The organism is Streptomyces sp. NPDC058231 (assembly GCF_042882275.1).
In the GTDB taxonomy this organism is placed as follows: domain Bacteria; phylum Actinomycetota; class Actinomycetes; order Streptomycetales; family Streptomycetaceae; genus Streptomyces.
The window spans coordinates 163,584-188,679 of sequence record NZ_JBHVWN010000008.1 but is presented as its reverse complement, the minus strand read 5'-3'; the positions used below and the strand labels follow the sequence as shown (position 1 = coordinate 188,679).

The following is a 25,096-nucleotide window of genomic DNA, read 5'->3' as shown; positions in this document are numbered from 1 at the left end:
ATCGGGAGTGAATCTCCAGAAAAGGGACAGTATGTGACGTGATGTGATGATACGAAGCCACCCAAGTGGAGCCGGGTGGCGGAACGCGGCACTGGTTCGACGGGGAAAAGCTACCGTGCTGCGGCGCCCCAGGTGTGACGTACCGTCGGTCCTGGGCCCATGATTCGCACAGCTTTCACCCGGCAGGGCGCGCACGCCTGCCGCCTGGGGCTATGCGCGATTGCCGGGGGCATAAACGGGAGGGGAGAAGGAATGCAGAATCGTTCCGCTGGCCGCCGTTCGCGCACCGCTGCCGCCGTGCTGACGGTGCTTCCGGTGGTCGCCGTGGCGGCGCTGGCCGGCTGCGACGCCGGGAAGGACGGGACGGCCGGCGAGGCGGCCGCCGGGAGCCACCGTCCGTCCGTCACGCCGACGCCCGTCTGGGACCGCAGTCCGGAGTCGGTCGCGGCCGTCGGGGACTCCATCACCCGTGGTTTCGACGCCTGTTCCGTGCTGACCGACTGCCCCGAGGTGTCCTGGGCGACCGGCACCGACAGCCGGGTCCGGAGCCTCGCGGTGCGGCTGCTGGGTCCCTCCGGCGCGGCCGCGCACAGCTGGAACCACGCCGAAACGGGCGCCAGGATCTCCCAGTTGCCGGAGCAGATGGCGCTGGCCGCGGAGCAGAGACCGGATCTGGTGACGGTGATGATCGGCGCCAACGACGCCTGCCGGGACTCGGCGAGCCTGATGACGCCGGTGGCGGACTTCCGGGCGTCCTTCGAGGCATCGATGCGCCGGCTGCGCGCCAAGGCGCCGAAGACCCAGGTGTACGTGTCGAGCGTGCCCGATCTCAAGCGTCTCTGGTCGACGGGGCGCGGCAATCCCCTGGGCCGGCAGATCTGGAAGCTGGGGATCTGCAAGTCGATGCTGGGCCAGGCGGATGACATGAGCGCCGGGGCCGTGGCGCGCCGCTCCTCGGTGCAGGAGCGGGTGGTGGCGTACAACGAGGTGCTGCGCGAGGTGTGCGCGAAGGATCTGCGCTGCCGGTACGACGGCGGGGCGGTCTTCGACTACCGGTTCACCGGAGAACAGCTCAGCCAGTGGGACTGGTTCCATCCGGGGCGCAACGGCCAGGCCAGGCTGGCGGAGATCGCCTACCGCGAGGTGACGGCGCGGAAGCCCTCGGCGTAGCTCGCCGCCCCGTGGTCTAAGGTCCGTGATCATGGAAACGGGTTTGAGCAGCACGGCGATACATACGGACCTCTTCGGCACCCTCGCGGACGGAACGGCCGTCCACCGCTGGACGCTGGAACGGGCCGGTACGCGGGTACGGGTCCTGACGTACGGCGGTGTCGTGCAGTCGGTCGAGGTGCCGGGGCGGGACGGGGTACGGGCCGAGGTGGCGCTCGGGTTCCCGGAGCCCGCGGCGTACGAAACCTTCTCGAGCCCCTACTTCGGCGCGCTGGTCGGGCGGTACGCGAACCGGATCGCGGGCGCCTCCTTCGACCTCGACGGGCGGACCCACCGGATCACCCGGAACGAGGGGCGCAACCATCTGCACGGCGGGGCCCGCGGCTTCGACAAGCGGGTGTGGGACGCGCGGGAGATCTCCGGCGGCGTCGAGCTGTCCCTGGTGGCGGAGGACGGCGAGGAGGGCTTCCCGGGGCGGCTGGCGGTCTCGGCGGCGTACACCCTGGACGAGGACGGGGCGCTGCGCATCGCGTACCGGGCCACGACGGACGCGCCGACCGTGCTGAACCTGACCAATCACACGTACTGGAACCTGGCCGGCGCGGGCAGCGGCAGCGCCGCCGGACACACGCTGCGGATCGCGGCCGGGCGGATCACCCCGGTGGACGCCGAATCACTGCCGACCGGTGAGTTCCTGCCGGTGGACGGCACCCGGTTCGACTTCCGCGAGACGCGCACGGTGGGTGTGGGCTACGACCACAATTTCGTGCTGGACGAGGGGGCGCGGGGCCCCGCGGCCGAGCTGTGCGACCCGGGATCGGGGCGCGTGCTGACCATCACCACGACCGAACCCGGTATGCAGCTGTACACCGCCGACCACTTCGACGGGCAGCCGTACGCGCCCTGCGACGGGATCGCCCTGGAGACGCAGCACTTCCCGGACTCACCGAACCGGCCGGAGTTCCCGAGCACGGTGCTGCGGCCCGGCGAGGAGTACGCGTCGACGACCGTGTACGGGTTCTCGGTGCGCTGACGGGACCTTCCGGCAGGGGAAGAGCCCCGGGCGGGTTCAGGTACCGCTCGGGGCTCCACCCGGCCGGGGGCCGCCTACTCCTTGATCTCCGTGGTCGTCGTCAGGCGTACGTCGCCGAGCGAGTGTGCCGCCTGCACCTCGTACGTGCCGGGCACCGGGCTCCACGCGTGCGCCTGCTCGTCCCAGATCTCGTACCCGCGGCGGTCCAGTTCGATCACGGTCTCGACGCTCTCGCCGGGCGCCGCCTCGACGCGGGCGAAGCCGGCCAGCCTGCGGGCCGGGCGTTCGGCGCCGGAGGCCGGGGCGGACTGCGGGGCCAGGTAGAGCTGGACCGTCTCACCACCGGCCCGGGTGCCGGTGTTGCGCAGGCGCACGGTGGCCGAGTCGGGGGTGGCCACCAGGGACTCGTACTCCCAGGTGGTGTAGCCGAGACCGTGACCGAAGGGGTACGCGGGGGCGGTGCCCGCCTTCTCCCAGGCCCGGTAGCCGACGAAGACGCCCTCGTCGTAGCGGAGCAGGCCGTCGGTGGGGGTGGTGCGGGAGACCGGGACGTCGGCGAGCCGGTCCGGCCAGGTGGTGGGCAGCCGGCCGCCCGGCTCCTCGACGCCGAGCAGGACGTCGGCGAGCGCCGCGCCGCCCTCCTGGCCGGGGAACCAGCTGAGCAGCACCGCGGCCACCTCGTCGCGCCAGGGAAGTTCCACCGGGGAACCGGAGTTGACGACGACGACGGTGTTCGGGTTGGCGGCGGCGACGGCCCGGACCAGGTCGTCCTGGTGGCCGGGGAGCCGCAGACCGGTGCGGTCGAACCCCTCGGACTCGACGCGTTCGGTGGTGCCGACGACGACGATCGCGGTGTCCGCGGCGCGGGCCGCCTCGACGGCCTCGGCGATCAGCTCACCGGGGTCGCGGCGCGGGCCGAGGTGGCAGAAGGAGAACGAGACGCCCGGGATCGGCGAATCGGCGCCCAGGGTCTCGGGAACCTGCCGCAGGGAGACGTCGACGGGGACTCCCGCGGTGAGCGTGACGCCGCCGCGCTCCACGGGATTGCCGAAGAACGCCTCGCCGGGGTCAGCGGAGCCGGTGACCCGGTGGACGTCGTCGTAGAGGGTCTCGCCCGCGACGGCGAGCGTGAGCGCTCCGGTGCCGCGGGTGCCGAAGAGGTGCTCGCCGGTCTCGCGCGGGACGAAGGTGCCGGTGATCTCGACGCTGTGCAGCGTCTCGTGGGTCACCCCCTCGGGCAGGTCGTCGCCGATCCACTGGACGGTGCCACTGCGCAGCGGGGCCGAGGCGAGGACCGCGCCCGACGCGTCGCGGCAGACGGCCCGGAGCTCGAAGCCCTTCTCGGCGGGGGCGAGTTCGCTGTTCGGGTCGGCGCCCACACGGTAGTCGAGCACGTCATCGGGCAGGGCTGCGGTCAGTCCGTCGAGCGGCGAGACGACGTGGTGCGGGAAGACCTGGGCGGAGCCGCCGCCGAGGACGCGGGCGTCGCGGGCGAGCGCGCCGCTGAGAGCGACCCTGCGGACGGCGGACGGGTCGACGGGGAGCGCGGCGCGTTCGTTGCGCACGAGGACGAAGGAGCGGCGGGCGACCTCACGGGCGAGCGCGTCGCCGTCGATGCCCGTGGGGCGGTCCGCCGGGTCGACGACGGGCGGGGCGCCGTCCAGGACGCCGACGCGGGCGGCGAGCCGGAGGACGTTGCGTACCGCCCCGTCGACGACGGACTCGTCGACCTCGCCGGCCCGTACCGCGTCGGCGAGCACCTTCCCGTACACCGTCTTCGGGCCCGGCATGGCGACGTCGAGACCGCCGGTGATCGCGGCGGCGGTGGAGCGGGCGGCCAGCCAGTCGGAGACGATGAAGCCGTCGAAGCCCCATTCACCGCGCAGCACCGCGTTCTGCAGGTGGCGGTGCTCGGTCATGGTGGAGCCGTTGACCTGGTTGTAGGCGGCCATGATGCCCCACGGGTGGGCGTTCTTGACGATCCGTTCGAACGGGGCGAGGTAGATCTCGCGCAGCGTGCGCGGGGCGACGATGTTGTCGACGGTGAAACGGTCGGTCTCGGCGTCGTTGGCGACGAAGTGCTTGACGGTCGTGCCGACCCCGCCGTCCTGGACGCCCCGCACATAGCCGGTGCCGATCTCGCCGGTGAGATACGGGTCCTCGCTGTACGCCTCGAAGTGGCGCCCTCCGAGCGGGGACCGGTGGATGTTCACCGTCGGGGCGAGGAGGACGTGCACCCCCTTGCGGCGGGCCTCCTGCGCCAGCAGCCGGCCCGCGCGGCGGGCGAGCGCCGGGTCCCAGGTCGCGGCGAGCGCGGTGGGCGAGGGCAGCGCGACGGACGGGTCGTCGGCGGTCCAGCGGACGCCGCGGACGCCGATCGGGCCGTCGGACATGACCAGCGACCGCAGCCCGACGGCGGGCAGCGCGGGCAGCGACCACATGTCCTGGCCTGCCAGCAGCCGGGCCTTGTCGTCGAGCCCCAGTGCGGCCAGCGCCGCATCGACCGCGGCCTCACGGACCGCATCGGGATGGATCGGGGCGGACGCGTCTGCCACGGCCGTACCTCCTCGTCGAGGTTGTCTGCTGGATTCTCCATACTGACTCCATCCCCTGTAGAGCAGTAGGATTCGTTATCAGGCTGTTATCCATGGAATGGCGTACGGTCCTGCTGGAAGGACCGACAGCACAGTGCGCCGAAAGGAAACAATGGTGCGGGCCAGAACCGCGGAGCGGCGGACGGAGATCCTCCGGGCCACTCTCGAAGTGATCGCCGAACGCGGCTACCGCGGCACCACGCTGGGCGCGGTGGCCGAGCGGGTAGGCCTGAGCCAGCAGGGGCTGCTGCACTACTTCCCCACCAAGGAAGCACTGCTGGTCGCGGTGTTGCGGGAACGCGACCAGTGGGACACCGGCGGCGGGGCCCGCAGCGACGGGACCTGGCGCACCGACCTGCTGGGTTCACTCGTCGAGTACAACGCGATGCGCCCCGGTGTCGTCCAGACCTTCTCGGCGCTGCTCGGCGAGAGCGTGACGGAGGGGCATCCGGCCGGGGAGTTCTTCACCCGCCGCTACGCCCAGGTCCGGACGAGCATGGCCACCATGCTGCGCACGGAGTACGGCGAGACGCTGCCGGGCGGCCTCACTCCGGAACGGGCCGCACCACTGCTCGTCGCGGTGCTGGACGGCCTCCAGTACCAATGGCTGCTCGATCCCGGATCGGTGGACATGCCGGCCGCGTTCCAGGACTTCCTGCGGCTCCTGCACCCGGACTCCCCGGCCGAACCGGTCCGTCCCTCCGGCGAGTGAGACGGCCCGCGTGAACGCGGACCGGACCGGGGCCGGGCAGCGGCTCAGTGGGCGAGGCCCAGGGTGATGCCCAGCCCGACGAGGACCGACCCGATGCCCCGGTTGAGGACCTTCTGCCACCGCAGCATCGCGGTGCGCAGCTGCGCGTTCGAGAAGAACAGCGCGACCAGCCCGAACCAGCCGAGATGGGCCAAGGACATGAAGAGCCCGTATCCGGCCTGCCGCCACAGGCCGGTTCCTGGCCCGACGACCTGGGTGAAGGTCGACACGACGAAGAGCGTGGTCTTCGGGTTCAGCGCATTGGTGAGGAAGCCGGTGCGCAGGGCCCCGAGCCGGGTGAGGCCCTGCTTCGGCTCCAGATCGACGGCGAGATCGTTGCGGGCGAAGAACGTCCGGACCCCGATGAGGACGAGGTAAGCCGCACCCACCAGTTTGATCACGGTGAACAGGGCGGCGGAGGACGCGATCAGCAGCCCGACACCGAGCATCGTGTACGTGACATGGACCAGCACGCCCGCGGCGACGCCGGCGGCGGCGAGGAGCCCGGTGGTCCGGCCGTAGAGGTAGCTGTTGCGGACGACCATCGCGAAGTCGGCGCCCGGGCTGATGACGGCGAGGACGGTGATGACGGCGACGGCGACGATCTCGGTCACGGGCCAGGCCCTCCTCTAGTCCTTGTCGAGGCTGAACGGCGAGGGCGCCGGCTCCCCGTCCCCGGCGGGCGGCGCGACCAGGTCCCGGGCGAGCAGGGTGGCTCCGGCGACGGCGCCCGGCATCAGGAACACAGCGACGAACGGGACCAGGAAGGCGAGCCCCAGCGGCACGCCGAAGCCGAGGGTCAGCAGCCGTCGGCCGCGCAGCAGGACGAGCCGGTCCGCCAGGACCATGCCGCGGCGCTGGAGCGCGACGGCGGTGAGCTCCTCGGCGAGGAAGTAGCCGGTGACGCAGAACCCGATGGCGGGTATCACCGTCTGGCCGACGACCGGGACGAAGCCGAGGGCGAAGAGCAGCACGGCGTAGAGCGAGACGCGCACCAGGATGCGGATGCTGTCGCGGGCGGAGATCCACAGTTCGCGCCAGAGCGGCAGCCCTGACTCGGGGACCTCACCGCCCTCCGCCCGGTCGACCTCCTCGGAGAGCGACTCGTAGAACGGCTGGCCGACCAGCAGGGTCACCGCGGTGAACGTGATCACGGCGAGGAACAGCCCGAGGGCGAAGACCAGCACGGTGAGGGTGGTGCGGAGGAGACCGAGCCAGGGACTGGACCAGGCGTCGGCGAACGGGGTCGACCAGGCGGCGAGGTCGTCGGCGCCGAAGCCGAGACCGACGAGCGCTCCCGCGTACACGACGAGTGTGATGAGGCCGGGAACGAGGCCGAAGCCGAACCACCGCCCGTGCTGGGCGACCCAGCGCTGCCCCTTGATCAGATAGCTGAGACCCACCCCTATGTCGCGCATGGCGTCAGCGTACTTGCGGGCTCGGGCACCCCCGCCCCGGGAGCCGGGGCCGGGCCCGTCCGGCGCGACGGATTGTCCGCAATCGCCGGACAGGCCCGACACGGCCAGGTCAGGTCAGGTCAGGTCAGGTCAGGTCAGGCGGATCATGTTCCAGGACATCGGTTCCAGCGTCGCCCGCAGCACTCCGCCGTCGAGCACGGTGCCCTCCGCCGGGTGCGGGGTGACACGTTCCGGCTCGGTGAGGGTGTTGCGGGCGTCCGGGTCCGCGTCGGCGACGACCTGGTGTGCGGCGATCTCCGTCAGGTCGAAGCCGTGCATGGCGACTTCGAGCGGCAGTGCCGCGTGCCGGCCGCGGTTGACCGCGAAGACCGTGACCGCACCGGTCTCCGGGTCGCGGACCGCCGTGGCGTGCAGCAGGTCCGTCTCGCCGTACTTCGCCGTCCGGTACGTGGGTGAGTCGACACGTACGTCGAGAACCTGGCCGCGCCCGTACCTCGCCGCCTGGGCGAAGGGGAAGAAGGTCGTCTGCTTCCACGCGGGTCCGCCGGGCTCGGTCATGATCGGGGCGATCACATTGACCAGTTGGGCGAGGCAGGCGACGGACACCCGGTCGGCGTGGCGCAGCAGCGCGATCAGCAGGGTGCCGAAGACGACGGCGTCCGTGACCGTGTAGTTGTCCTCCAGCAGCCGCGGCGCCTCGGGCCAGTCGAGCGGGTTCTCCTCGGCCTCCTTCTGGGTGCGGCTCATGTACCAGACGTTCCACTCGTCGAAGGAGAGGTTGATCTTCTTCGACGACTTGAGCCGGGCCCCGACGTGGTCGCAGGTGGCGACGACGCTCTCGATGAAGGACTCCATGTCGACGGCGGAGGCGAGGAACGAGTCGCGGTCGCCGTCGAGTTCCTCGTAGTAGGCGTGGAGCGAGACGTAATCGACGAGGTCGTACGTCTCGGCGAGGACCGTCGCCTCCCACTCGGCGAAGGTCGGCATGGACCGGCCGGACGAACCGCAGGCGACCAGTTCGACGGACGGGTCGATCTGCCGCATCGCCCGCGCCGTCTCGGCGGCGAGCCGCCCGTACTCCTCGGCGGTCTTGTGGCCGGTCTGCCACGGGCCGTCCATCTCGTTGCCCAGGCACCACAGTCGGATGCCGAAGGGGTCCTTGTCGCCGTGTGCGATGCGCCGGTCGGAGAGCTCGGTGCCGGCCGGGTGGTTGGCGTACTCCTGGAGTTCGATGGCTTCCTGGACACCCCGGGTGCCGAGGTTGACGGCCATCATGGGTTCGGCCTGCGGGCCGATCCTCCGCAGGAAGGCGATGTACTCGGAGAGCCCGAACCGGTTCGTCTCGGTGGAGCGCCAGGCGAGGTCGAGGCGGCGCGGGCGCTCGTCGACGGGGCCGACGCCGTCCTCCCACCGGTAGCCGGAGACGAAGTTGCCGCCGGGATAGCGGATGGCGGTGACGCCGAGTTCACGGATCAGGTCGAGGACGTCGGTGCGCAGACCGGCCTCGTCGGCGGCCGGGTGGCCCGGCTCGAAGATGCCGTCGTAGACGCAGCGGCCGAGGTGTTCGACGAAGGAGCCGAAGAGTCGGGGGTCGACGTCGCCGACGGTGAACGCCGGATCGAGGGTGAAGCGCGCGGTGCGGGTCATGACTTCCTCGGTGTGGGTCGGGGTAAGGGTCGCGGTGCGGGTCACTGGCCGGCCAGACCGGTGTGGGCGACACCGGCGACGATCTGGCGCTGGAAGAATACGAAGACGATGATCAGCGGCAGCCCGGCCATCAGTCCGCCGGCCATGAGCTGGGCCCACTGGATGCCGTAGGAGTTCATGACGGTCGCGATGCCGTTCGGCATGGTCATCAGGTCGGGGTTGTTGGTCACCATGTACGGCCACAGGAAGTTGTTCCAGGAGGCGATGAAGGTGAAGATGCCGACCGCGGAGAGGGAGGGCCGGGAGAGCGGCACGACGACGGTGAAGAAGACCCGCCAGCGTCCGGCGCCGTCGATGAACGCGGCCTCCTCCAGCTCCCGCGGGATCCCCTGGAAGAACTTGTAGAGGATGTAGACCATCGCGGCGGGCGCGCACTGCGGCAGGATCATCCCCCAGTAGGTGTCGACCATGCCCATCTGCTGGACGGTCGTGAAGAGGGGGACCCCGAGGACGGCGGGTGAGACCATCAGGCCCGCCATGACGAGGCCCATCAGGGCGCCTTTGCCGCGGAACTCGGTGCGTGCGAAACCGTATCCGGCGAGCGCGCTGACCAGCAGCACGACGGCCGTGACACAGACCGATACGACGAGTGAGTTCACGAACCAGTTGGTGATGTTGCCGGTCTCGAAGATGGCCTTCCACGCCTGCGCCGTCCACACCTTCGGCAGCCAGTGCGGTGGCACCTCGACGGCCTCGGTCTCCGACTTCAGGGAGGTGAACAGGGCCCAGGCCAGCGGGGCCACCCACACCGCGGAGACGGCGACGCCCGCCGCGGTGAGGACGATCTGGCCGGCGGTCCAGCCCTTCCGGACCCGGCCCGCGCGGACCCTGCCGCTCTTCGTACGGATCTCTGTGGCGGTCATCGCACGCCCTCCTCACGCTTGCGCAGCAGCCACATGCGCCCGAGGGCGACGGCCGCAATGATCACGAAGAAGATGATGGAGATCGCGGAGGCGTAGCCCACGCGGTAGCTGGTGAAGCCCTCTTCGAGGGTGTACTGCACGAAGGTGCGGGTCGACTCCTCGGGCCCGGGGCCGAAGTCGTAGATCACGACGGCCTGGTCGAAGACCTGGAGCGACGCGAGGACCTGGAGGGCGATGACGAGACCGGTGATGTTGCGCAGCAACGGCAGGGTGATGTGGACCATGCGGTGCCAGGCGTTGGCGCCGTCCAGTCTGGCCGCCTCGTACAGGTGGTCCGGGATGCCCTGGAGCGCGGCGAGGTAGAGCAGGAAGCTGAAGCCGACCGTCCACCACAGGGTGGTGATGACGACGGCGAGCATGGCGGTGGACTTCTCGGTGAGCCAGGGCGTGTCGATGCCGAGGACGTGGTTGACCATGCCCGTACCGGGGTTGAAGAGCCACTGCCACAGGTTTCCCGCGACCGTCGACGGCAGCAGGAACGGGGCGAAGAAGCACAGCCGCCACAGCCATTTGGCGCGCTCGATGTGGTGGGCGAGCATCGCCATCAGAAAGGCGAGGACGGTGATGCAGGGCACGACCAGGAGCGTGAAGTACGCGCTGTGGCCGAGGGAGTCCCACACCAGCGGGTCCTTGAGGGCCTCGCGGTAGTTGTCCCAGCCGAGGAAGCTCTCGCCGACTCCGGAGACGTTGGCGTCGGTGAAGCTCAGGTACACGCCCCGCAGGACCGGCCAGATCACGAACAGGGCGAACAGTACGAGGAACGGCGCGACGAACCAGCCGCCGTGCTGGAGCCTGCGGCCCAGGCGGGCCCGGACGCTGTCCGTGTCCGCGGGGCCGAGGGAACGTATCGCCTTCGGGGCGGGCGCGAGAGCCGCCCCGGCGCCGGCCGTCGTCATGCGGCACCTCTCTGTGTCTGCGCGGCGGTCCTGCCGTCCATCGGGTTCTTCATGGCCAGGAGCGTTTCCAGGACGTTCTTCATCCGGTGGGCGGCCGCGGCGGGCTCGGCCGACCCGAGGCTGGAGGCGGCGACGACGGGCCCGATGCGGGCGGCGAGGGTGCCGGTGGAGCCCGAGAACCAGGCCTTCGGCTCGGTCGCCTGGTGGTCCATGGCCGAGACGTACTCGTTCTGCGGTGTGAGCTTCCGGTACGCGGCGGTCGACAGGGTCGGCGTGTACGCGGGAATGTGACCGCCCGCCGCCCAGGCCAGGGCGTTCTTCACGATGTACGCGGCCAGCCGGTGGGCTCCGTCGTTGGACGCGCCGCCCCGGTCGGCCTGGTGCGGCAGGACGAAGGAGTGCGACTCGGCGTGGGTCGCCTGCTTGCCGAAGACGGGCGGCAGCGGGGTGGCGCCGTACTCGATCTTCGCTCCCGAGTAGACCGGCACCGACCAGTTGCCCTCCCAGACGAAGGGCGAGCCGTTCATGAACTGCTCGGCGTCGGCCGCGCCGGCGACGGCGTATCCGTCCGTGACGTGCTGCCGCAGGAACTCCAGGACCTGGGTGGCCCTGTCCTCGTCGAAGGTGACCTCGGTCATCGCGTCGTTGAAGTAGGAGCCGCCGAGCTGGGTGTAGAAGGCGACGAAGAACCACCAGGCGAAGTTCTGGTCGTTGGCGTGGATGCCGACCGTCTGCAGCCCTTTCGCGGTCGCCTTCCTGGCTGCCTTGAGGGTGTCGAACCACTCCTGGGTGGAGGTGACCGGCACGATGAGGCCGTCGTCGCCGAGCAGTCCGGCCTTCTTGAGGACGTCCTTGCGGTAGAAGTTCAGCTGGACGTGGATGTCGAGCGGCAGTGCGTAGAGCCGGCCGTCGATGGTGGCGCGCTTCCACAGCACCGGGTTGAAGTCCTGTTCGCGGATGCCGTACCTGGCGAGCAGATCCGTGTCCCAGGGGTCCAGGAGCCGTCCCGGCGCGAAGCCCGCGACGCGTCCCAGGTGGCTCACACCGAGGTCAGGGGCGCGGCTGCCCGCGGCTGCCATGGCGAGCTTGGTGTAGTACGGATTGCCCCACGCGAGGGTCGAATCCTTCACGTCGATGTCCGGGTTCGCCTTACGGAAGGCGTCCAGCATCGCGATCATGTTGTAGCCGTCGCCGCCGCTGAAGAGGTTCCAGTAGCGGACCCGGGAGGCCGCGCTCGACGCGAGGGCGTCGGCACCGCTGCCCAGCGCCGCGAAGCCGAGGCTGCCGGCGACGGCCAACCCGCCCAGCCCCGTGATCAGTTGCCTGCGATTCAGGCCAGGTCGCTCCATGCCCCGCCCTCACTGTTCGAAATCCCGAATACCGCTCGTAACTTCGAACGGACCGTAAAATCGGAGCGCTTGCGCGTCAATGGGTCGCGCAAGAATTCCGAACAATGTCCGGGGTGTCGAACGAAACCGAGGGCCGTACCCCGGCAGGGGTACGGCCCTCGGTCATGTGCGGGCGGCGTGGGCGGTCAGGCGACCGACAGCTCGACCTTGATGTTGCCCCGCGTGGCGTTCGAGTACGGGCACACCTGGTGGGCCTTCTCGATGAGCGACTGTGCGGTGGCGGTGTCGACGTTCGGGATGGACGCGGTGATCGCGACCTCCAGGCCGAAGCCACCCTCGGCGGTCTTGCCGATACCGACCGCGGCGGTCACGGTGGAGCCGGAGATGTCGGCCTTCTCCTGACGGGCCACCACACCGAGGGCGCTCTGGAAGCAGGCGCTGTAGCCGGCCGCGAAGAGCTGCTCCGGGTTGGTTCCCGCGCCGCTGCCGCCCAGCGCCTTCGGCGGGTTGACGACGACGTCGAGCTGACCGTCGTCGGAGTGGACGCGGCCGTCACGGCCGTTCTCCGCGGTGGCGACGGCGGTGTACGCGACGGTGACTTCCTGAATGGCCATGGTGGGGATTCCTCTGCTGTGGGGCCGCGGTGCGCACCCGCGTTCGCGGCCTGCGAATGGAACTGACGGATACCGGGCGGCCGTCAGGCGAGGGAGACGATCATCTTTCCGGTGTTCTCGCCACGCATCAGCCCCAGGAAGGCGTCGAAGCCGTTCTCGATGCCCTCGACGAAGGTCTCCTGGTACTTCAGATCGCCGGAGGCCAGCCAGCCGGCGACATCCTGGACGAACTGCGGCTGAAGGTCGGCGTGGTCGCCGACGAGCATGCCCTGCAGGCGCAGCCGCTTGCCGATGACGAGCGCGAGGTTGCGCGGGCCGGGGGTCGGCTCGGTCGCGTTGTACTGGGCGATCATTCCGCAGATGGTGGCGCGGCCGTGCACATGGAGCGAGGAGATCGCCGCTTCGAGGTGCTCACCGCCGACGTTGTCGAAGTAGACGTCGATGCCGTCGGGGGCGGCCTGGCGCAGCTGCTCGGCGACCGGACCGTTCTTGTAGTTGAAGGCGGCGTCGAAGCCGTACTCCTCGACGAGGAGCTTGACCTTCTCGTCGGATCCGGCCGAGCCGATGACCCGGGAGGCGCCCTTGAGCTTCGCCATCTGGCCCACCTGGCTGCCGACCGCGCCGGCCGCGCCGGAGACGAAGACGGCGTCGCCCTCCTTGAAGGAGGCGACGTCGAAGAGGCCGGCATAGGCGGTGAGACCGGTCATGCCGAGGACGCCGAGGTAGGCGGAGAGCGGGGCCAGGTCGGGGTCGACCTTCACGACGTGCTTCGCCGGGACGTCGGCGTACTCGCGCCAGCCCAGCCCGTGCAGGACGTGGTCGCCGACCGCGATCCCCTCGGCGCCGGAGGCGATGACCTCGCCGACCGCGCCGCCCTCCATGGGGTGGTCGAGCTCGAAGGGCGGGGTGTACGACTTCACGTCGTTCATCCGGCCCCGCATGTAGGGGTCGACGGAGAAGTGGAGGTTGCGGACGAGAACGCGGCCCTCGCCGGGAGCGGTGACCGGTGCCTCACGCAGCGCGAAATCCTCGGCCTTCGGCCAGCCGTGCGGACGGGCGACAAGGTGCCATTCACGGCTGGACGTGGGAAGTGCTGCAGACATGAGCTCGGGGTCTCCTCGATGCCTTACGGATGGAGCGAAGCGTTCCCGCCAGGGAAAAGCTTCATGACGTGAAACAACCATGCTCCTGAATATTTCATATTGTCAAGTAACCGGGTATCCTGAGTGTCATGGCCACCACGCGAACGGATCCCCTGACCCTCGAAGTCGTCGAGCTCATCGGCACTGTCGTGGCGCGCTACTACGAGGAGTACGACCGGGCCGCGGCCGCGCACTCACTGACCGGCGCACAGGCCAGGGTGCTCGGGCTGCTCTCCCTGGAGCCGATGCCGATGCGCAGGATCGCCCAGAAGCTGAAGTGCGAGCCGTCGAACGTGACGGGGATCGTCGACCGGCTGGAGGCCCGCGGCCTTGTCGAACGCCGGCCCGACCCGGCCGATCGGCGGGTCAAGCTGGCCGCCCCGACGGAGAAGGGCATCGACACCGCCCGGGAACTGCGCGAGTCGCTCGGCTTCGCCCGGGAACCCCTGGCGAGGCTGTCCGCCGCGGACCGCGAGGTGCTGCGGGATCTGCTGCGGCGGATGCTCGGCGTGGACGTGGACGCCGCTCACTGACACCTCACCGGGTGGCGGGCGGTCCGCTCAGGAACAGAAGATCAGGAACCAGCACGTCTGCGTCCGGGTCGGACGGGGCGTGGGTGAGGGCGGCGCCGGGTTCTGGGGCGGTGTCGGATTGCCGGTGGGCTGCCCCGTACCCGTCGGGTCGCCGGGGGTCCGGGAAGGACTCGGGGCGGACGACGGGTCCGTGGAGGACGTGGCCCCGTCTGCGGGCGAGGTGGCGGTCGGTGCGCCGGAGCCCTCGCCTCCGGGGGCGCCACCGCCGTTGACGGCCGAGGAGCCCGGACGGGAGGTGCCGGTGGCGTGCGCATCGGTGGCGGGGACCACGGAGGGGCTGCCCACCGGTGCGGGGTCGGCGAGGGCGTGGCTCGACGAAGGGTCGGGCGCCGGTTCGGTCGTGGCGTCGACGGCCTCGCGCACGTAGTCCGAGGCCCCGTCGTCGCCGCTCGGCTCGATGGCCAGCCGGGCGAGACTCAGAGCCCCGGCGGCGAGCACGACCCCGAGAAAGGCGAGCAGCGCCTTGCGGCCGCGGCGCCGGTGCGCGCGGCGGCCACGGCCCGCCCTGCCGCCGGCCCCTGTCCCGGCCCCACGCCTTGCCGCCCTGCCGCCCTGGGTCTCGGCGCCGGACACGCCGCCGCCTCGTCCCCCCTGGCCGCCTCGCCGCGAGCCGCCGGAAGAACGCGCGCCTCGGGACCCGCGCGCGCCCGGTGCGGGTTCGGCGGCGCCGCGGGACCGGCGTCGGCGACCGCCGGGTGCGGGCGGTGCGGTTTTCGCTCGGTCCGCGTCCGGTTCGTGGCCGGAGAGGGCGGGCGTGGCGTAGTGGCTCAGCGCCTCGACCGGGGTTCCGCACCCGGCACAGGCGAGGGCGCCGTTGAGATGCCGCTGACACGGGTGGCAGTAATCCATGGCGCCCGAAGATTAAGTGCCGACAGGACAACAGAGAAAGCGGATCAAGTGAGGATTCTGTGTGGAAGCGTTGAATCCATGACCACCACCCCTTTCGGTGCGCTCGAATTCCAGCTCGTCCTGCTCCGCCGGATGGCCGACCACCATCCGGACCTCGTCGAGGACGCCCGGCACGAACTGGGCGCGTCGCTCGCGCAGATGCGGGAGGCCAACCGCCGCTGGCAGGCGATGGTGCGCGCGCCCCGCGGCCGCGGTTCGCTGCGCCGCTACCGCTCGGTCCTGGGCGAACCCGAGTCCTCCGTGCCCCGCCGGATCGGTGACCTGGAGTGCGACGCGCTGCTCTGGCCGATGCCGCTCTGGCCGGATCTGCGGTTCGAGGTGATGGTCGCGCCCGGCGGGGCCGTGTGGAACGAATGGCTGGTGCGGGCCCCGGGGGCGGCCGCTCCCGAGCTGCGTACGGTCGAGGATCTCCGCCCCTGGTCGTGCACCGTCGACGAGGTGGCACGCGCCTTCGCGCCGGCCCGCCCGATGGAGGGCAGCGCGCCGACCCGGTGGGCGCTCGCGATCACCGCCCCCGGGGCGGGTTCGCCGTGTGTCGCCGAGTTCACCTGGGGGCTGTTCCAGCGACTGCTGTCCGGCTGACTGCGGCGCGCCCCACCCCTGTCGCCCCGTCAGCTCTGTACCCTCCTCCGGCTCATCCCAGCGCGCGCAACCCGTCCGCGCGGCGCACCATGCAGAGAGGGCCGGCTGCCGCCGGCACCCCACATCAGCGCTCTCGGGAGACTCTGCCGTGACCGTCAGTCTTGAGCAGTTGCGCCGTTGCCACGTAGCCGTCGACCTCGGGGCCGCCAGGACCCGTGTATACGTCAAGGGGCCCGGGCTCGTCGTCGACGAGCCGAGCGTCGCCGCCGTGAACACCCGTACCGGCTCGCTCATCGCCGTCGGCGCGCTCGCCGAGCAGATGACGGGCCGCACACCCGACTACATCCGCGTGGTCCGCCCGGTCTCCGGCGGGACCGTCGTCGACATCGATATGGCCCAGCGCATGCTCCGCCATCTGCTCGGCGAGAAGCTCCGCCGCCAGCTGCGCCGCAAGCCGCGGCTGCGCGCCGCCGCCTGCACCCCGCACGACAGCGATCCGCTCGCCCAGCGAGCCACCGTGGAGACCATGATCGGACTCGGCGCCCGGCGGGTCGAGCTGGTCGACACGCTGATCGCGGCAGCCGTCGGCTGCGGGCTGCCGGTCGAACAGCCCACCGCCACCATGATCATGGTGTGCGGGGCGGCGACCACCCAGATCGCGGTCCTCTCGCTCGGTTCGATCGTCACCGCCGCACGGGTCCCGATCGGCGGCGACGCCATCGACCACGCCGTGATCCAGCATCTGCGCCAGCACCACGAACTGATGCTGCCGAGCCAGTCCGTGCGCCCCTTGCAGCTGGCGCTCAGCGGCAACGGGCTGACCCCGCACGGCCCCGCGACGACCGAGATCCACGGCCGTGACGTGGCGACCGGCCTGGCCCGTTCGGTCCATGTCGACACCGCCGCCGTGCGGGAGGCCCTCTACACCCCGCTGACCTCGGTCCTCGACGGTCTCGGCAAGGTGCTGCGCGACTGCCCGCCCGATCTGGTGGCCGACCTCGCGGACCGCGGCATCATGATGGTCGGCGGCAGCGCGCTGCTGCCCGGCCTCGACCAGATGCTGCGCGACGCGACGGGCATGCCGGTGCAGATCGCCGACCGGCCCGACGTCTGCTCCGTGCTGGGGCTCGGTGCCATGCTGGACGGCAAGGTCCAGCCGATGGTCCTCAATCCGCTGGCCGCCTGACCACCACCGGGGTCCGGCGGATGACGGGGCAGGACCGGGACGCGGCCGACGGGCCGCCGGCCGGGGAGCGGAGCGGCAGCTCCCCCCGGCTGCCGCTGCTGCTGGAGTCGGTGCTCAGCGTCGGCACCGATCTCGGACTGCGGGCCACGCTCCAGCAGACCGTGGACACCGCCACCAGACTCACCGGGGCACGGTACGGGGCGCTCGGCGTCCTCGACCCGGAGCGCGGCACCATCACGGAGTTGTTCACCTCCGGCCTGACCGACGCGGAGCGGGCACGCATCGGCGCCTTCCCGGACGGGCACTCGGGGCTGCTCGGCGTACTCATCGAGGAACCGCGGCCGCTGCGCTGCGACGATCTGACCGCCGATCCGCGCTCCAGCGGTGTGCCGCCGGGGCATCCGGGGATGCGCTCCTTCCTCGGAGCACCGATCCGGGTGAGCCAGGAGGTGTTCGGCAATCTGTATCTCACCGGGAAGGGCACCGAGCACTTCACCGACACCGACGTGGCGCTGCTCCGGGTCCTCGCCTCGCAGGCCGGCATCGCGATCGCCAACGCCAGGCTGTACGAGACGGTGCGTCAGCGGGAGCGCTGGATCGAGGGCGCCGCGGCCGTCACCACGGCTCTGCTGAGCGGCACGAACGCGGCCGACGCGCTGATGACGGTCGCCGAGCAGGCCAGGATCCTCGCCGACGCGGCAGCCGGGGTGATCCTCCAGCCGACCGGGAACGGCGGGATGGAGATCGTCACCGCGTCCACGCCCGACGACCCGGTCGGCATCGTCGGCACCACCATCGAGCCCGGCTCCCCCGTACTGGAGCAGCTGCTGGGCGGTGAACCGGTCTTCATCGGCGACTCGGCGACCGATCCGCGGATGACGACCCACGTACGGTCCCGGTTCGGCCCCAGCATGATGCTGCCGCTGCAGAGCGGCGGGCGGCTCATCGGCACCCTCGCGCTGCCCCGGCGGCGCGGTGGCGCACCGTACACGTCGGTGGACCGGCTGCTGGCCTGTCAGTTCGCCTCGCAGGCCGCGCTCGCCCTGGTGCTGGCGGACGCCCAGCAGAACAGGGAGCAGCTCGCGGTCTACGAGGACCGCGACCGGATCGCCCGCGATCTGCACGATCTCGTCGTCCAGCGGCTGTTCGCGACCGAGATGATGCTGGAGTCGACCCGCCGCCGGGCCGCCGCAGCGGAGACGGACGAGCTGCTCGGCAGGGCCGTCGACGAGCTGGACTCCACCATTCAGGAGGTACGGACGACGATCTTCGCCCTCCAGCAACCGCCCGCCGAGGCGCCCACCACGTTCCGCGGGCGGGTACTGAGGGAGACCGCGGGCGCGGCCTCCGTGCTCGGATTCCAGCCGTCGCTGCAGTTCAGCGGGGCGGTGGACACACTTGTGCGGCAGCCCGCGGAGGAGCAGCTGCTGGGCGCGCTGCGCGGCGCCCTCGCCGCCGCGCACCGCCGGGCCGGGGTGTCGGCCATCGAGGTGGAGGTGGACGCGACGGCGCGGCTGCCGGACGGCCGGTCCGCGGTGCGTCTGACGGTCGCCGACGACGGCCGGGACGACGACGGGGCGCGCTCGACGACTCTCACCTGGCAGGCGCCGCTCTGAGCGCGACGCGAGTGCTGGAGTGGGCGACGCCCGCCTCCCGCTTGAGCCGGCGCAGCAGCCCGTCCAGGGCGGCGGTGTCGGCGACGGTGGCGCGGACGAGATAGTCGTGCCCGCCCGTCACATGGATCACTTCGGTGATGCCGGGCAGCGCGAGCACCGCCCGCTCGAACACCTCGTTGGTCGTGTCCATGCGCAGCGTCACGTCGATGAAGACGACCAGGCCCGTCCGGGTGTCGGCGGCCGGGTCGATGATCACGGTGAAGCCGCGGATGACGCCGTCGCGGCGCAGCCGCCGCACCCGGTCCGCTGCGGCGTTGGCGCTGAGGCCGACCCGTACCCCCAGGTCGCGGTACGAGATCCGCGCGTCCTCCTGGAGGACGCTGAGGATTTCCCTGTCCAGACGGTCCATACCGCGATTGTCGCAGCTTATCCCGGATTGTGACTTCGGAGACCTCGTCGGCCCGTGCAGCCGCCCGCCGCTCGTACGGCGTAGGCCGACGGGCCCACCCGCCGAGCTCGGCCTTGACCGACGGCGTGGACACAGCGGGCGGGGTACGTGTACGCGTACGGACGATGCGGAACATCAAGCGGGAGTGAGGGACCGACCAGGGCCGGAGAGCCGGCGGTGTCCGCGGCCGCCCACCGTCCGCCGGGCGCGTACCGGACACCGCGGTCGGGCGGGACTCGCCTACACGCCCCGGGGACAGCCCGTAGGGTCGGGAAGGTGACTTCTCTTCTGCCTGCACTGCAGGACGGCGCCGGCCCGGCGGCCTCTCGGGAAGCCGTCCGGTTCGGCGAACACAGCCTGACGTACGCACAGTTGACAGCGGCGTCAGGCGCGCTCGCCGAGCGGATCGCGGGCGCCGGGCGGGTCGCGGTCTGGGCCACGCCGACCGCCTCGACCGTCGTCGCGGTGGTGGCGGCGCTGCGGGCCGGGGTGCCCGCCGTACCCCTCAACCCGAGGTCCGGCGAGCGAGAACTGGCCCACATCCTCGACGACAGCGCCCCGTCGGTGGTGCTGGCGGGGCCGGGTGACGTGCTCCCGCCGACGCCGGCCCCGCTGGACCGCTGGGACGTCGACACGGCGGCGACGGGGGACGGCGGTGTCCTCCCCGAGCCCTCCCCCGAGTCGCCGGCCCTCATCGTCTACACCTCCGGCACCACGGGCCCGCCCAAGGGCGCGGTCCTGCCGCGCCGGGCGATCGCCGCCTCCCTGGACGCTCTGCAGGACGCCTGGCAGTGGACGGGCGACGACGTCCTCGTCCACGCCCTGCCGCTGTTCCATGTGCACGGCCTGGTCCTGGGCACCCTGGGGCCGCTGCGCCGCGGCGGTTCCGTGCGCCATCTGGGGCGGTTCTCCACCGAGGGTGTGGCCCGGGAGCTGACCTCCGGAGCCACGATGCTGTTCGGTGTGCCGACCATGTACCACCGGCTGGCCGAGATCCTCGGCGACGGTACCGGGCCGGAGGCCGCCGGGCTCGCCAAGGCGCTCGCCGGTGCCCGGCTGCTGGTGTCGGGGTCGGCCGCGCTGCCCGTGCACGACCACGAGCGGATCGCGGCGGCGACCGGGCGCCGGGTCATCGAGCGGTACGGCATGACGGAGACCCTGATGAACACCGGTGTCCGCGCGGACGGCGAACCCCGTCCGGGGACGGTCGGCGGGCCCTTGCGCGGGGTCGGACTGCGGCTGGTCGAGGAGGACGGCTCCCCGCTCGCCGACCCGGCGGCCGAGGGCGCGGTGGGCGAGATCCAGGTACGCGGTCCGAACCTCTTCACCGGCTATCTGAACCGCCCCGACGCGACGGCGGCCGCCTTCACCGAGGACGGCTGGTTCCGGACCGGCGACATGGCGACCCTCGACGCCGACGGCTATGTCCGGATCGTCGGACGCAAGGCAACGGACCTGATCAAGAGCGGGGGCTACAAGATCGGCGCGGGCGAGATCGAGAACGCGCTGCTGGACCACCCGGGCGTCCGCGAGGCCGCCGTCACCGGGGAGCCCGACCCGGATCTGGGCGAGCGGATCGTCGCCTGGGTGGTGCCGTCCGACGCCTCCGCACCGCCCACCGAGGCGGAGCTCGCCGAGCACGTGGCGGCTCAGCTCGCCCCGCACAAGCGGCCCCGCACGGTCCGCTACCTGGAGGCGCTGCCCCGCAACGACATGGGCAAGATCATGAAACGCTCGCTCGGGGGCCGCGGGCCGTCCCGCAGCTCGCGGCAGACGACCTGACGTGCTCCCCCGACGCCGTACGCGGCACGGCCGATCCGCCGCGCCCGCACTCCCAGGACCGGTGGAACCGGGCATCGCGTGAGGATTCACGGATCCCGGCCCGCCGGTGTCCTGACGGCGAGTTGACCGCGCGTGTGACGGATGGCTGGTTAGCGTGAAAAACCGGACCAATCATCGAGTCAGGAGCACAGAACCATGGCCGTAGCACCTGAGGGCACGCCGTGCTGGGCGGACGCCATGTTCACCGATGTCGACGGGGCGAAGAGCTTCTACGGCGACGTACTGGGCTGGACCTTCGGCGAGGAGTCGCCGGAGTTCGGCAACTACACGCAGGCGTACGTGAACGGCAAAGCGGTGGCGGCCGTCGTACCGCCCATGCCCGGCCAGGAGGGGCATTCGGCGTGGTGCCTGTATCTCGCGTCGCCGGATGCCGCCGCCACCGCCGCGAAGATCCATGACAACGGTGGCGAGGTGCTGATGGACCCGATGGAGGTCGGCGACTTCGGCTCGATGCTGCTGGCCCGCGACCCGGGCGGTGTGACGTTCGGCGTGTGGCAGGCCGGGCAGCACGAGGGATTCGAGGCCACCGGCACGCCCGGTGCGTACTGCTGGGCGGAGGTGTTCACCCGGGAGCCCGGGAAGGCGGACGCGTTCTTCCCCGCCGTGTTCCCGTACCACGTGAAGCAGATGAAGGACGACGCGATCGATTTCGCCCTCTACGACCTGGGCGCCGATCCGGTCCTGGGCCGGATGAGGATGACGGACGACTTCCCGCCCGAGGTCCCCCCGTACCTCAACGTGTACTTCACCGTCGAGGACTGCGACGCGGCCGTGGCGAAGGCGACGGAGCGCGGGGCGGTCCTCCGGTTCGGGCCGATGACCAGTCCGTTCGGCCGGTTCGCGGCCCTGAGTGACCCGCAGGGCGCGGCCTTCTCGGTGATCGACGTCAAGACGACCGGGGGCGACATGCCGGAGTTCTCCGACCCGACCACCTGAAGGCGACGCGGGACGGGCGGCGGCCGTCCCGCCGCCCGACGGCGGTCACGGCTGCGGATCGCGCGCGTCGTACCGGGTGAATCCGCGCCACTTCAGCGCGAGCAGCGTCACCGCGATCACGCAGGCGATCCCGCCCCCGGTGATCGCCACCGTCGGGGACGCCAGGTCGGCGACCGAGCCCGCCAGGAAGTCACCGAGCCGCGGCCCGCCGGCCACCACCACGATGAACACACCCTGCAGCCGCCCCCGCATCGCGTCCGGCACCGCCGCCTGGAGCATGGTGTTCCGGAACACCATCGAAACGGTGTCCGCGCACCCGGCCAGCGCCAGCAGGACCAGGCCGAGCCAGAGCTGACGGGTCAGACCGAAGACGGCGACGGCGCCGCCCCAGCACGCCACGGCGACGACCACCGCCAGCCCGTGCCGTCTGATGCGGCCCAGCCAGCCGGAGAACACGCCGCCCAGCAGCGCCCCCATCGCCGGAGCCGCGACGAGCAGTCCGGTGGTCTTCGCGTCACCGGCGTACCAGACCACGGCGACGACCGGGAAGAGCGCCCGCGGTTGGGCGAGCACCATGGCGCACAGGTCGGAGAAGAAGGTCATCCGCAGATTGGGCCGTGTCCCCAGGAACCGCAGCCCGTCGGCGACGGACGCCCGCTTCTCCTTCTGCCCGTTCCCCGCGGCCTCGCCGCGGTCCGGCAACATCGCGGGCAGCCGCCACATCGCGTACAGCGAGGCGCTGAAGGTCACGGCGTCGACGGTGTACGCCGCCCGGTACCCCCACCAGCCGACGATGAGGCCGCCCAGCATCGGTCCGACCAGCGCCCCGGTGGTACTGGTCATGGAGTTGAGCGCATTGGCGGCGGGCAGCTGCCCGGCCGGCAGCAGCCGCGCGATCATCGAGCTGCGGGCCGGTGAGTTGAGCGCGAAACAGACCGCCTGAAGGGCGACGACCGCGTACAGCAGCCCCACCTGCTCCACCTCGGCGACGGACACGGCGACCAGCGCGGCCGAGAGCACGAAGGAGCCGGTGGAGCTGGCCAGCCCGAGCTTGCGGCGGTCGACGGTGTCCGCGACGGCGCCGCCGTACAGGCCGAAGACGACCAGCGGCAGGAACGAACAGATTCCGATCAGTCCGACCGAGAACGCGGAGCCGGTGATGTCGTACACCTGGAGGGAGACGGCGAGTGCCGTCATCCCCTGCCCGATCCAGGAGACCGTGTTCCCGAACCAGAGCCGCCGGTAGTCCGGAGAGGCCCGAAGGGGGGTCAGGTCGGCGAGTATGCGGGTGCGCTGTGCGGGTTCATCGGTCGTTTCGGTCACAGCGGATGGTAACGACCGGCCCGCATCCGCTTTCGTCCGGATACGCACTTGTCACCCGTGGCCGGGTCCGGTCCGACCTGCCGCCGTCGGCACGGACCCGGCGCCCCGGTCCTCTTCCGCTCACTGCCAGGGAACCCCTGAGGGGCTGGCCGGAGGACGGGCGATGCCGTCCCGCGGCGAGGGGTGGGCGGCGAACAGCGTGGCGTACAGACCGCTCCGGCCGAGGAGTTGGGTATGCGTACCGGACTCCACCAGCCTGCCCTCGTCCAGCACCAGGATGCGGTCGGCATCCGCGGCCAGGGCCAGATCGTGCGTGATCACGATCGTGGTGCGCCCTTCGGCGAGGCGGCGCAGCGGACCGAGGATGCGCTGTGCGGCCATCGCGTCCAGACCGGTGGTGGGCTCGTCGAGAATGAGCACGGGCGCGTCGCGCAGCATGGCGCGGGCGATGGCGATGCGCTGCAGCTGGCCGCCGGAGAGCCTGGCGGTACCCGGCGAGATGACGGTCCCGTAGCCGTCCGGAAGGGTGCGGATGAAACCGTCGGCGTCGGCGGCGTGGGCGGCCTCCACCACCTCGGCATGGGTGGCGGTGGCACTGCCGCAGCCGATGTTCTCCTCGATGGTGTCGTGCAGGACGAGTGTGTCCTGGGGCAGGAGCGTGATGTTCCGGCGGAGGTGGGTGAGCGGCAGCGTGTCCACGGACTCGCCGTCCAGCCGGACGCTGCCGGTGTCGGGGTCGTAGAACCTCAGCAGCAGGGAGGCCAGGGTCGACTTGCCCGCGCCGCTGGGGCCGGTGATGACCAGCAGTTCGCCGGGGTTCGCGGCGAAGGAGAGGTCGCGGAGAACCGGCTCGCTGTTGCCGGGGTAGCGGAAGGAGACGTGTTCCGCCTCCACCCGGCCGAAGGCCCGGGTGCGGACCGGCGTGGGCACCGTGTCGGCCGGGTCGGTGACGGTGGGCCGGGTGTCGAGGATCTCGAGCAGTCGTTCGGCCGCCGCGGTCGCAGCGGTGGCCGTCAGACCGAGCTGTCCCAGCGCGCGGACCGGCGGATAGAGGTAGCCGACGAAGGCGGCGAAGGCCAGGAGTTGTCCGAGCGTCATCCTTCCCTCGGCGATCTCCCACGCCCCCAGGCCGATGATCGTCAGAATGCAGAGGGTTTCGAGGACCTGCACGACCTCGGCGTAGAGCGCGGCGAGCCGGGCGCCGGACACTGCTGCCTTGAACCGCTTGCGGGCCTTGTCGAGGAGCCTCTTCTCCTCATCCTGCTGCCTGTTGTACGCCTGGGTGAGGACGACGTTGACCAGCGTCTCCTCGACCACTGCGGTGATGGCACCGTCCGCGGCGCGGCCGCGGCGGGACACGGCACGCAGACGCCCCGTGAAGGCGCGGGTCGCCGCGAAGAAGAGCGGTACCAGGACGAAGGTGGCGAGGGCCAGATCCCAGCGCAGCCACAGTGCGGCGGCGGCGAAGAAGATGGTGCTGAAGAGGGACGATGCCACCCCGACGATGCCGGAGACCACGAGCTGTTCGATGGCCTCCACGTCGCCGGTCAGCCGCTCCACCAGGTCACCGCGGCGGTTGCGCTGGAAGAAGTGCGGCGGCAGCGTCTGGAGATGCGAGAAGACCCGGGCCCGCAGCCGTAGCACGAAGCGTTCGGCGGTCCAGGCGGCGAGCGAACTGCCCAGATACCCCACCGCCGCACCCAGCGCGGCCACGGCGAGCCATTGGCCCGCGGGCTTCCAGAAGGCGCTGACGGAGCCCGTCTGCAGAGCGCTGTCGGTGAGTTTGGCGAAGAGCAGGATCGTCACGGTCTCGGCGATCGCGGCCACGATGGCGAACAGGCAGATCAGGATGATCCAGCGCCGGTCCCCCCGGGTCAGAGGCCAGAAGCGCCGGAACGAGTGGGCGATGCTGATGGGATCGGTCCGGATCGGCACATCGGTCACCGATTCCTGGACCTGCTCCTCGGGGCGCGCGGAGCGCCGGGACGAACTTCGCAGGCGCATGGCGTCACATCACAGGGGTGTTCGGGCTACGGGATCCGTTGCCTTGGACGGTGACAGAGG

General features: G+C 71.3%; 22 protein-coding genes. 9 read left to right on the top strand and 13 right to left on the bottom strand.

Annotated features, from left to right (window positions below):
- Positions 1-252 precede the first annotated feature (252 nt).
- Both ACFVXE_RS08785 and ACFVXE_RS08780 read left to right on the top strand, forming a co-directional pair.
- Complete coding sequence (locus ACFVXE_RS08785; RefSeq protein WP_389670307.1) at positions 253-1,170, top strand: SGNH/GDSL hydrolase family protein; 918 nt, start codon at positions 253-255, stop codon at positions 1,168-1,170.
- A gap of 31 nt (positions 1,171-1,201) precedes the next feature.
- Entirely contained in the window at positions 1,202-2,203 is a 1,002-nt protein-coding gene (locus ACFVXE_RS08780; RefSeq protein ID WP_389670306.1) for an aldose epimerase family protein, read from the top strand.
- A 74-nt stretch (positions 2,204-2,277) separates the two neighbouring features.
- Here ACFVXE_RS08780 and ACFVXE_RS08775 read toward each other — a convergent pair whose 3' ends face one another.
- Positions 2,278-4,758 (bottom strand): glycoside hydrolase family 3 protein, encoded by a 2,481-nt coding sequence (locus ACFVXE_RS08775; RefSeq protein ID WP_389670305.1) that lies wholly within the window; start codon positions 4,756-4,758, stop codon positions 2,278-2,280.
- A gap of 151 nt (positions 4,759-4,909) precedes the next feature.
- Here ACFVXE_RS08775 and ACFVXE_RS08770 point away from each other — a divergent pair, with 151 nt between their 5' ends.
- On the top strand, positions 4,910-5,509 hold the full coding sequence (locus tag ACFVXE_RS08770; RefSeq protein WP_389670304.1) for a TetR/AcrR family transcriptional regulator: 600 nt from the start codon (positions 4,910-4,912) through the stop codon (positions 5,507-5,509).
- A 44-nt stretch (positions 5,510-5,553) separates the two neighbouring features.
- Here the strand turns inward: ACFVXE_RS08770 and ACFVXE_RS08765 are convergent, their stop codons facing one another.
- The 8 genes from ACFVXE_RS08765 to ACFVXE_RS08730 all read right to left on the bottom strand — a co-directional run bounded on the left by ACFVXE_RS08765 (position 5,554) and on the right by ACFVXE_RS08730 (position 13,558).
- Positions 5,554-6,162 carry a LysE family transporter gene (locus ACFVXE_RS08765; RefSeq protein ID WP_389670303.1) on the bottom strand — a complete coding sequence of 203 codons (609 nt, stop codon included), beginning with the start codon at positions 6,160-6,162 and terminating at the stop codon, positions 5,554-5,556.
- A 15-nt stretch (positions 6,163-6,177) separates the two neighbouring features.
- Entirely contained in the window at positions 6,178-6,966 is a 789-nt protein-coding gene (locus ACFVXE_RS08760; protein ID WP_389670302.1) for an EI24 domain-containing protein, read from the bottom strand.
- A 129-nt stretch (positions 6,967-7,095) separates the two neighbouring features.
- Positions 7,096-8,613 carry an alpha-N-arabinofuranosidase gene (locus ACFVXE_RS08755; protein WP_389670301.1) on the bottom strand — a complete coding sequence of 506 codons (1,518 nt, stop codon included), beginning with the start codon at positions 8,611-8,613 and terminating at the stop codon, positions 7,096-7,098.
- A 41-nt stretch (positions 8,614-8,654) separates the two neighbouring features.
- Positions 8,655-9,536, bottom strand: coding sequence for a carbohydrate ABC transporter permease (locus tag ACFVXE_RS08750; protein WP_389670300.1), 882 nt, complete (start codon positions 9,534-9,536; stop codon positions 8,655-8,657).
- Positions 9,533-10,492 (bottom strand): carbohydrate ABC transporter permease, encoded by a 960-nt coding sequence (locus tag ACFVXE_RS08745; protein ID WP_389670299.1) that lies wholly within the window; start codon positions 10,490-10,492, stop codon positions 9,533-9,535. Before ACFVXE_RS08745 ends, ACFVXE_RS08750 begins: the two co-directional genes overlap by 4 nt.
- Complete coding sequence (locus ACFVXE_RS08740; RefSeq protein ID WP_389670298.1) at positions 10,489-11,841, bottom strand: extracellular solute-binding protein; 1,353 nt, start codon at positions 11,839-11,841, stop codon at positions 10,489-10,491. The genes ACFVXE_RS08745 and ACFVXE_RS08740 overlap by 4 nt, the downstream gene beginning before the upstream one ends.
- 185 nt (positions 11,842-12,026) lie before the next feature.
- Positions 12,027-12,455 (bottom strand): organic hydroperoxide resistance protein, encoded by a 429-nt coding sequence (locus ACFVXE_RS08735; protein ID WP_389670297.1) that lies wholly within the window; start codon positions 12,453-12,455, stop codon positions 12,027-12,029.
- A gap of 83 nt (positions 12,456-12,538) precedes the next feature.
- The gene (locus tag ACFVXE_RS08730; protein WP_389670296.1) at positions 12,539-13,558 is read right to left on the bottom strand and encodes an NADP-dependent oxidoreductase; all 1,020 of its coding nucleotides are present in this window, start codon (positions 13,556-13,558) and stop codon (positions 12,539-12,541) included.
- A 128-nt stretch (positions 13,559-13,686) separates the two neighbouring features.
- Between ACFVXE_RS08730 and ACFVXE_RS08725 the strand changes: the two genes are divergently transcribed.
- The gene (locus tag ACFVXE_RS08725; RefSeq protein ID WP_389670295.1) at positions 13,687-14,130 is read left to right on the top strand and encodes a MarR family winged helix-turn-helix transcriptional regulator; all 444 of its coding nucleotides are present in this window, start codon (positions 13,687-13,689) and stop codon (positions 14,128-14,130) included.
- A gap of 27 nt (positions 14,131-14,157) precedes the next feature.
- Here the strand turns inward: ACFVXE_RS08725 and ACFVXE_RS08720 are convergent, their stop codons facing one another.
- The gene (locus ACFVXE_RS08720) at positions 14,158-14,763 is read right to left on the bottom strand and encodes a hypothetical protein (protein ID WP_389670294.1); all 606 of its coding nucleotides are present in this window, start codon (positions 14,761-14,763) and stop codon (positions 14,158-14,160) included.
- A gap of 354 nt (positions 14,764-15,117) precedes the next feature.
- On the opposite strand from ACFVXE_RS08720, the gene ACFVXE_RS08715 reads away from it, so the two are divergent.
- The 3 genes from ACFVXE_RS08715 to ACFVXE_RS08705 all read left to right on the top strand — a co-directional run bounded on the left by ACFVXE_RS08715 (position 15,118) and on the right by ACFVXE_RS08705 (position 18,483).
- Positions 15,118-15,681, top strand: coding sequence for a hypothetical protein (locus ACFVXE_RS08715; RefSeq protein ID WP_389670293.1), 564 nt, complete (start codon positions 15,118-15,120; stop codon positions 15,679-15,681).
- A 148-nt stretch (positions 15,682-15,829) separates the two neighbouring features.
- Complete coding sequence (locus tag ACFVXE_RS08710) at positions 15,830-16,867, top strand: rod shape-determining protein (protein ID WP_389670292.1); 1,038 nt, start codon at positions 15,830-15,832, stop codon at positions 16,865-16,867.
- Positions 16,868-16,887: 20 nt separating this feature from the next.
- Positions 16,888-18,483 carry a GAF domain-containing protein gene (locus tag ACFVXE_RS08705; RefSeq protein ID WP_389670291.1) on the top strand — a complete coding sequence of 532 codons (1,596 nt, stop codon included), beginning with the start codon at positions 16,888-16,890 and terminating at the stop codon, positions 18,481-18,483.
- On the opposite strand, the gene ACFVXE_RS08700 is transcribed toward ACFVXE_RS08705, so the two are convergent.
- Entirely contained in the window at positions 18,461-18,892 is a 432-nt protein-coding gene (locus tag ACFVXE_RS08700; protein ID WP_389670290.1) for an Lrp/AsnC family transcriptional regulator, read from the bottom strand. The genes ACFVXE_RS08705 and ACFVXE_RS08700 overlap by 23 nt on opposite strands.
- Before the next feature lie 315 nt (positions 18,893-19,207).
- Here ACFVXE_RS08700 and ACFVXE_RS08695 point away from each other — a divergent pair, with 315 nt between their 5' ends.
- Both ACFVXE_RS08695 and ACFVXE_RS08690 read left to right on the top strand, forming a co-directional pair.
- Positions 19,208-20,713 carry an acyl-CoA synthetase gene (locus tag ACFVXE_RS08695; RefSeq protein WP_389670289.1) on the top strand — a complete coding sequence of 502 codons (1,506 nt, stop codon included), beginning with the start codon at positions 19,208-19,210 and terminating at the stop codon, positions 20,711-20,713.
- A 195-nt stretch (positions 20,714-20,908) separates the two neighbouring features.
- Entirely contained in the window at positions 20,909-21,709 is an 801-nt protein-coding gene (locus ACFVXE_RS08690; protein ID WP_389670288.1) for a VOC family protein, read from the top strand.
- Between the two features lie 45 nt (positions 21,710-21,754).
- Here ACFVXE_RS08690 and ACFVXE_RS08685 read toward each other — a convergent pair whose 3' ends face one another.
- Together ACFVXE_RS08685 and ACFVXE_RS08680 are read right to left on the bottom strand one after the other, a co-directional pair.
- Positions 21,755-23,032, bottom strand: coding sequence for an MFS transporter (locus tag ACFVXE_RS08685; protein ID WP_389670287.1), 1,278 nt, complete (start codon positions 23,030-23,032; stop codon positions 21,755-21,757).
- 120 nt (positions 23,033-23,152) lie between these two features.
- On the bottom strand, positions 23,153-25,036 hold the full coding sequence (locus tag ACFVXE_RS08680) for an ABC transporter ATP-binding protein (RefSeq protein WP_389670286.1): 1,884 nt from the start codon (positions 25,034-25,036) through the stop codon (positions 23,153-23,155).
- Between the last annotated feature and the right edge of the window lie 60 nt (positions 25,037-25,096).

Coding starts and splice junctions, on each gene's coding strand:
- ACFVXE_RS08740 (WP_389670298.1), bottom strand. CDS start 11,841: ATGGAGCGACCTGGCCTGAATCGCAGGCAACTGATCACGGGGCTGGGC.
- ACFVXE_RS08780 (WP_389670306.1), top strand. CDS start 1,202: ATGGAAACGGGTTTGAGCAGCACGGCGATACATACGGACCTCTTCGGC.
- ACFVXE_RS08750 (WP_389670300.1), bottom strand. CDS start 9,536: ATGACCGCCACAGAGATCCGTACGAAGAGCGGCAGGGTCCGCGCGGGC.
- ACFVXE_RS08770 (WP_389670304.1), top strand. CDS start 4,910: ATGGTGCGGGCCAGAACCGCGGAGCGGCGGACGGAGATCCTCCGGGCC.
- ACFVXE_RS08690 (WP_389670288.1), top strand. CDS start 20,909: ATGGCCGTAGCACCTGAGGGCACGCCGTGCTGGGCGGACGCCATGTTC.
- ACFVXE_RS08760 (WP_389670302.1), bottom strand. CDS start 6,966: ATGCGCGACATAGGGGTGGGTCTCAGCTATCTGATCAAGGGGCAGCGC.
- ACFVXE_RS08735 (WP_389670297.1), bottom strand. CDS start 12,455: ATGGCCATTCAGGAAGTCACCGTCGCGTACACCGCCGTCGCCACCGCG.
- ACFVXE_RS08755 (WP_389670301.1), bottom strand. CDS start 8,613: ATGACCCGCACCGCGCGCTTCACCCTCGATCCGGCGTTCACCGTCGGC.
- ACFVXE_RS08715 (WP_389670293.1), top strand. CDS start 15,118: ATGACCACCACCCCTTTCGGTGCGCTCGAATTCCAGCTCGTCCTGCTC.
- ACFVXE_RS08785 (WP_389670307.1), top strand. CDS start 253: ATGCAGAATCGTTCCGCTGGCCGCCGTTCGCGCACCGCTGCCGCCGTG.
- ACFVXE_RS08705 (WP_389670291.1), top strand. CDS start 16,888: ATGACGGGGCAGGACCGGGACGCGGCCGACGGGCCGCCGGCCGGGGAG.
- ACFVXE_RS08680 (WP_389670286.1), bottom strand. CDS start 25,036: ATGCGCCTGCGAAGTTCGTCCCGGCGCTCCGCGCGCCCCGAGGAGCAG.
- ACFVXE_RS08700 (WP_389670290.1), bottom strand. CDS start 18,892: ATGGACCGTCTGGACAGGGAAATCCTCAGCGTCCTCCAGGAGGACGCG.
- ACFVXE_RS08745 (WP_389670299.1), bottom strand. CDS start 10,492: ATGACGACGGCCGGCGCCGGGGCGGCTCTCGCGCCCGCCCCGAAGGCG.
- ACFVXE_RS08730 (WP_389670296.1), bottom strand. CDS start 13,558: ATGTCTGCAGCACTTCCCACGTCCAGCCGTGAATGGCACCTTGTCGCC.
- ACFVXE_RS08725 (WP_389670295.1), top strand. CDS start 13,687: ATGGCCACCACGCGAACGGATCCCCTGACCCTCGAAGTCGTCGAGCTC.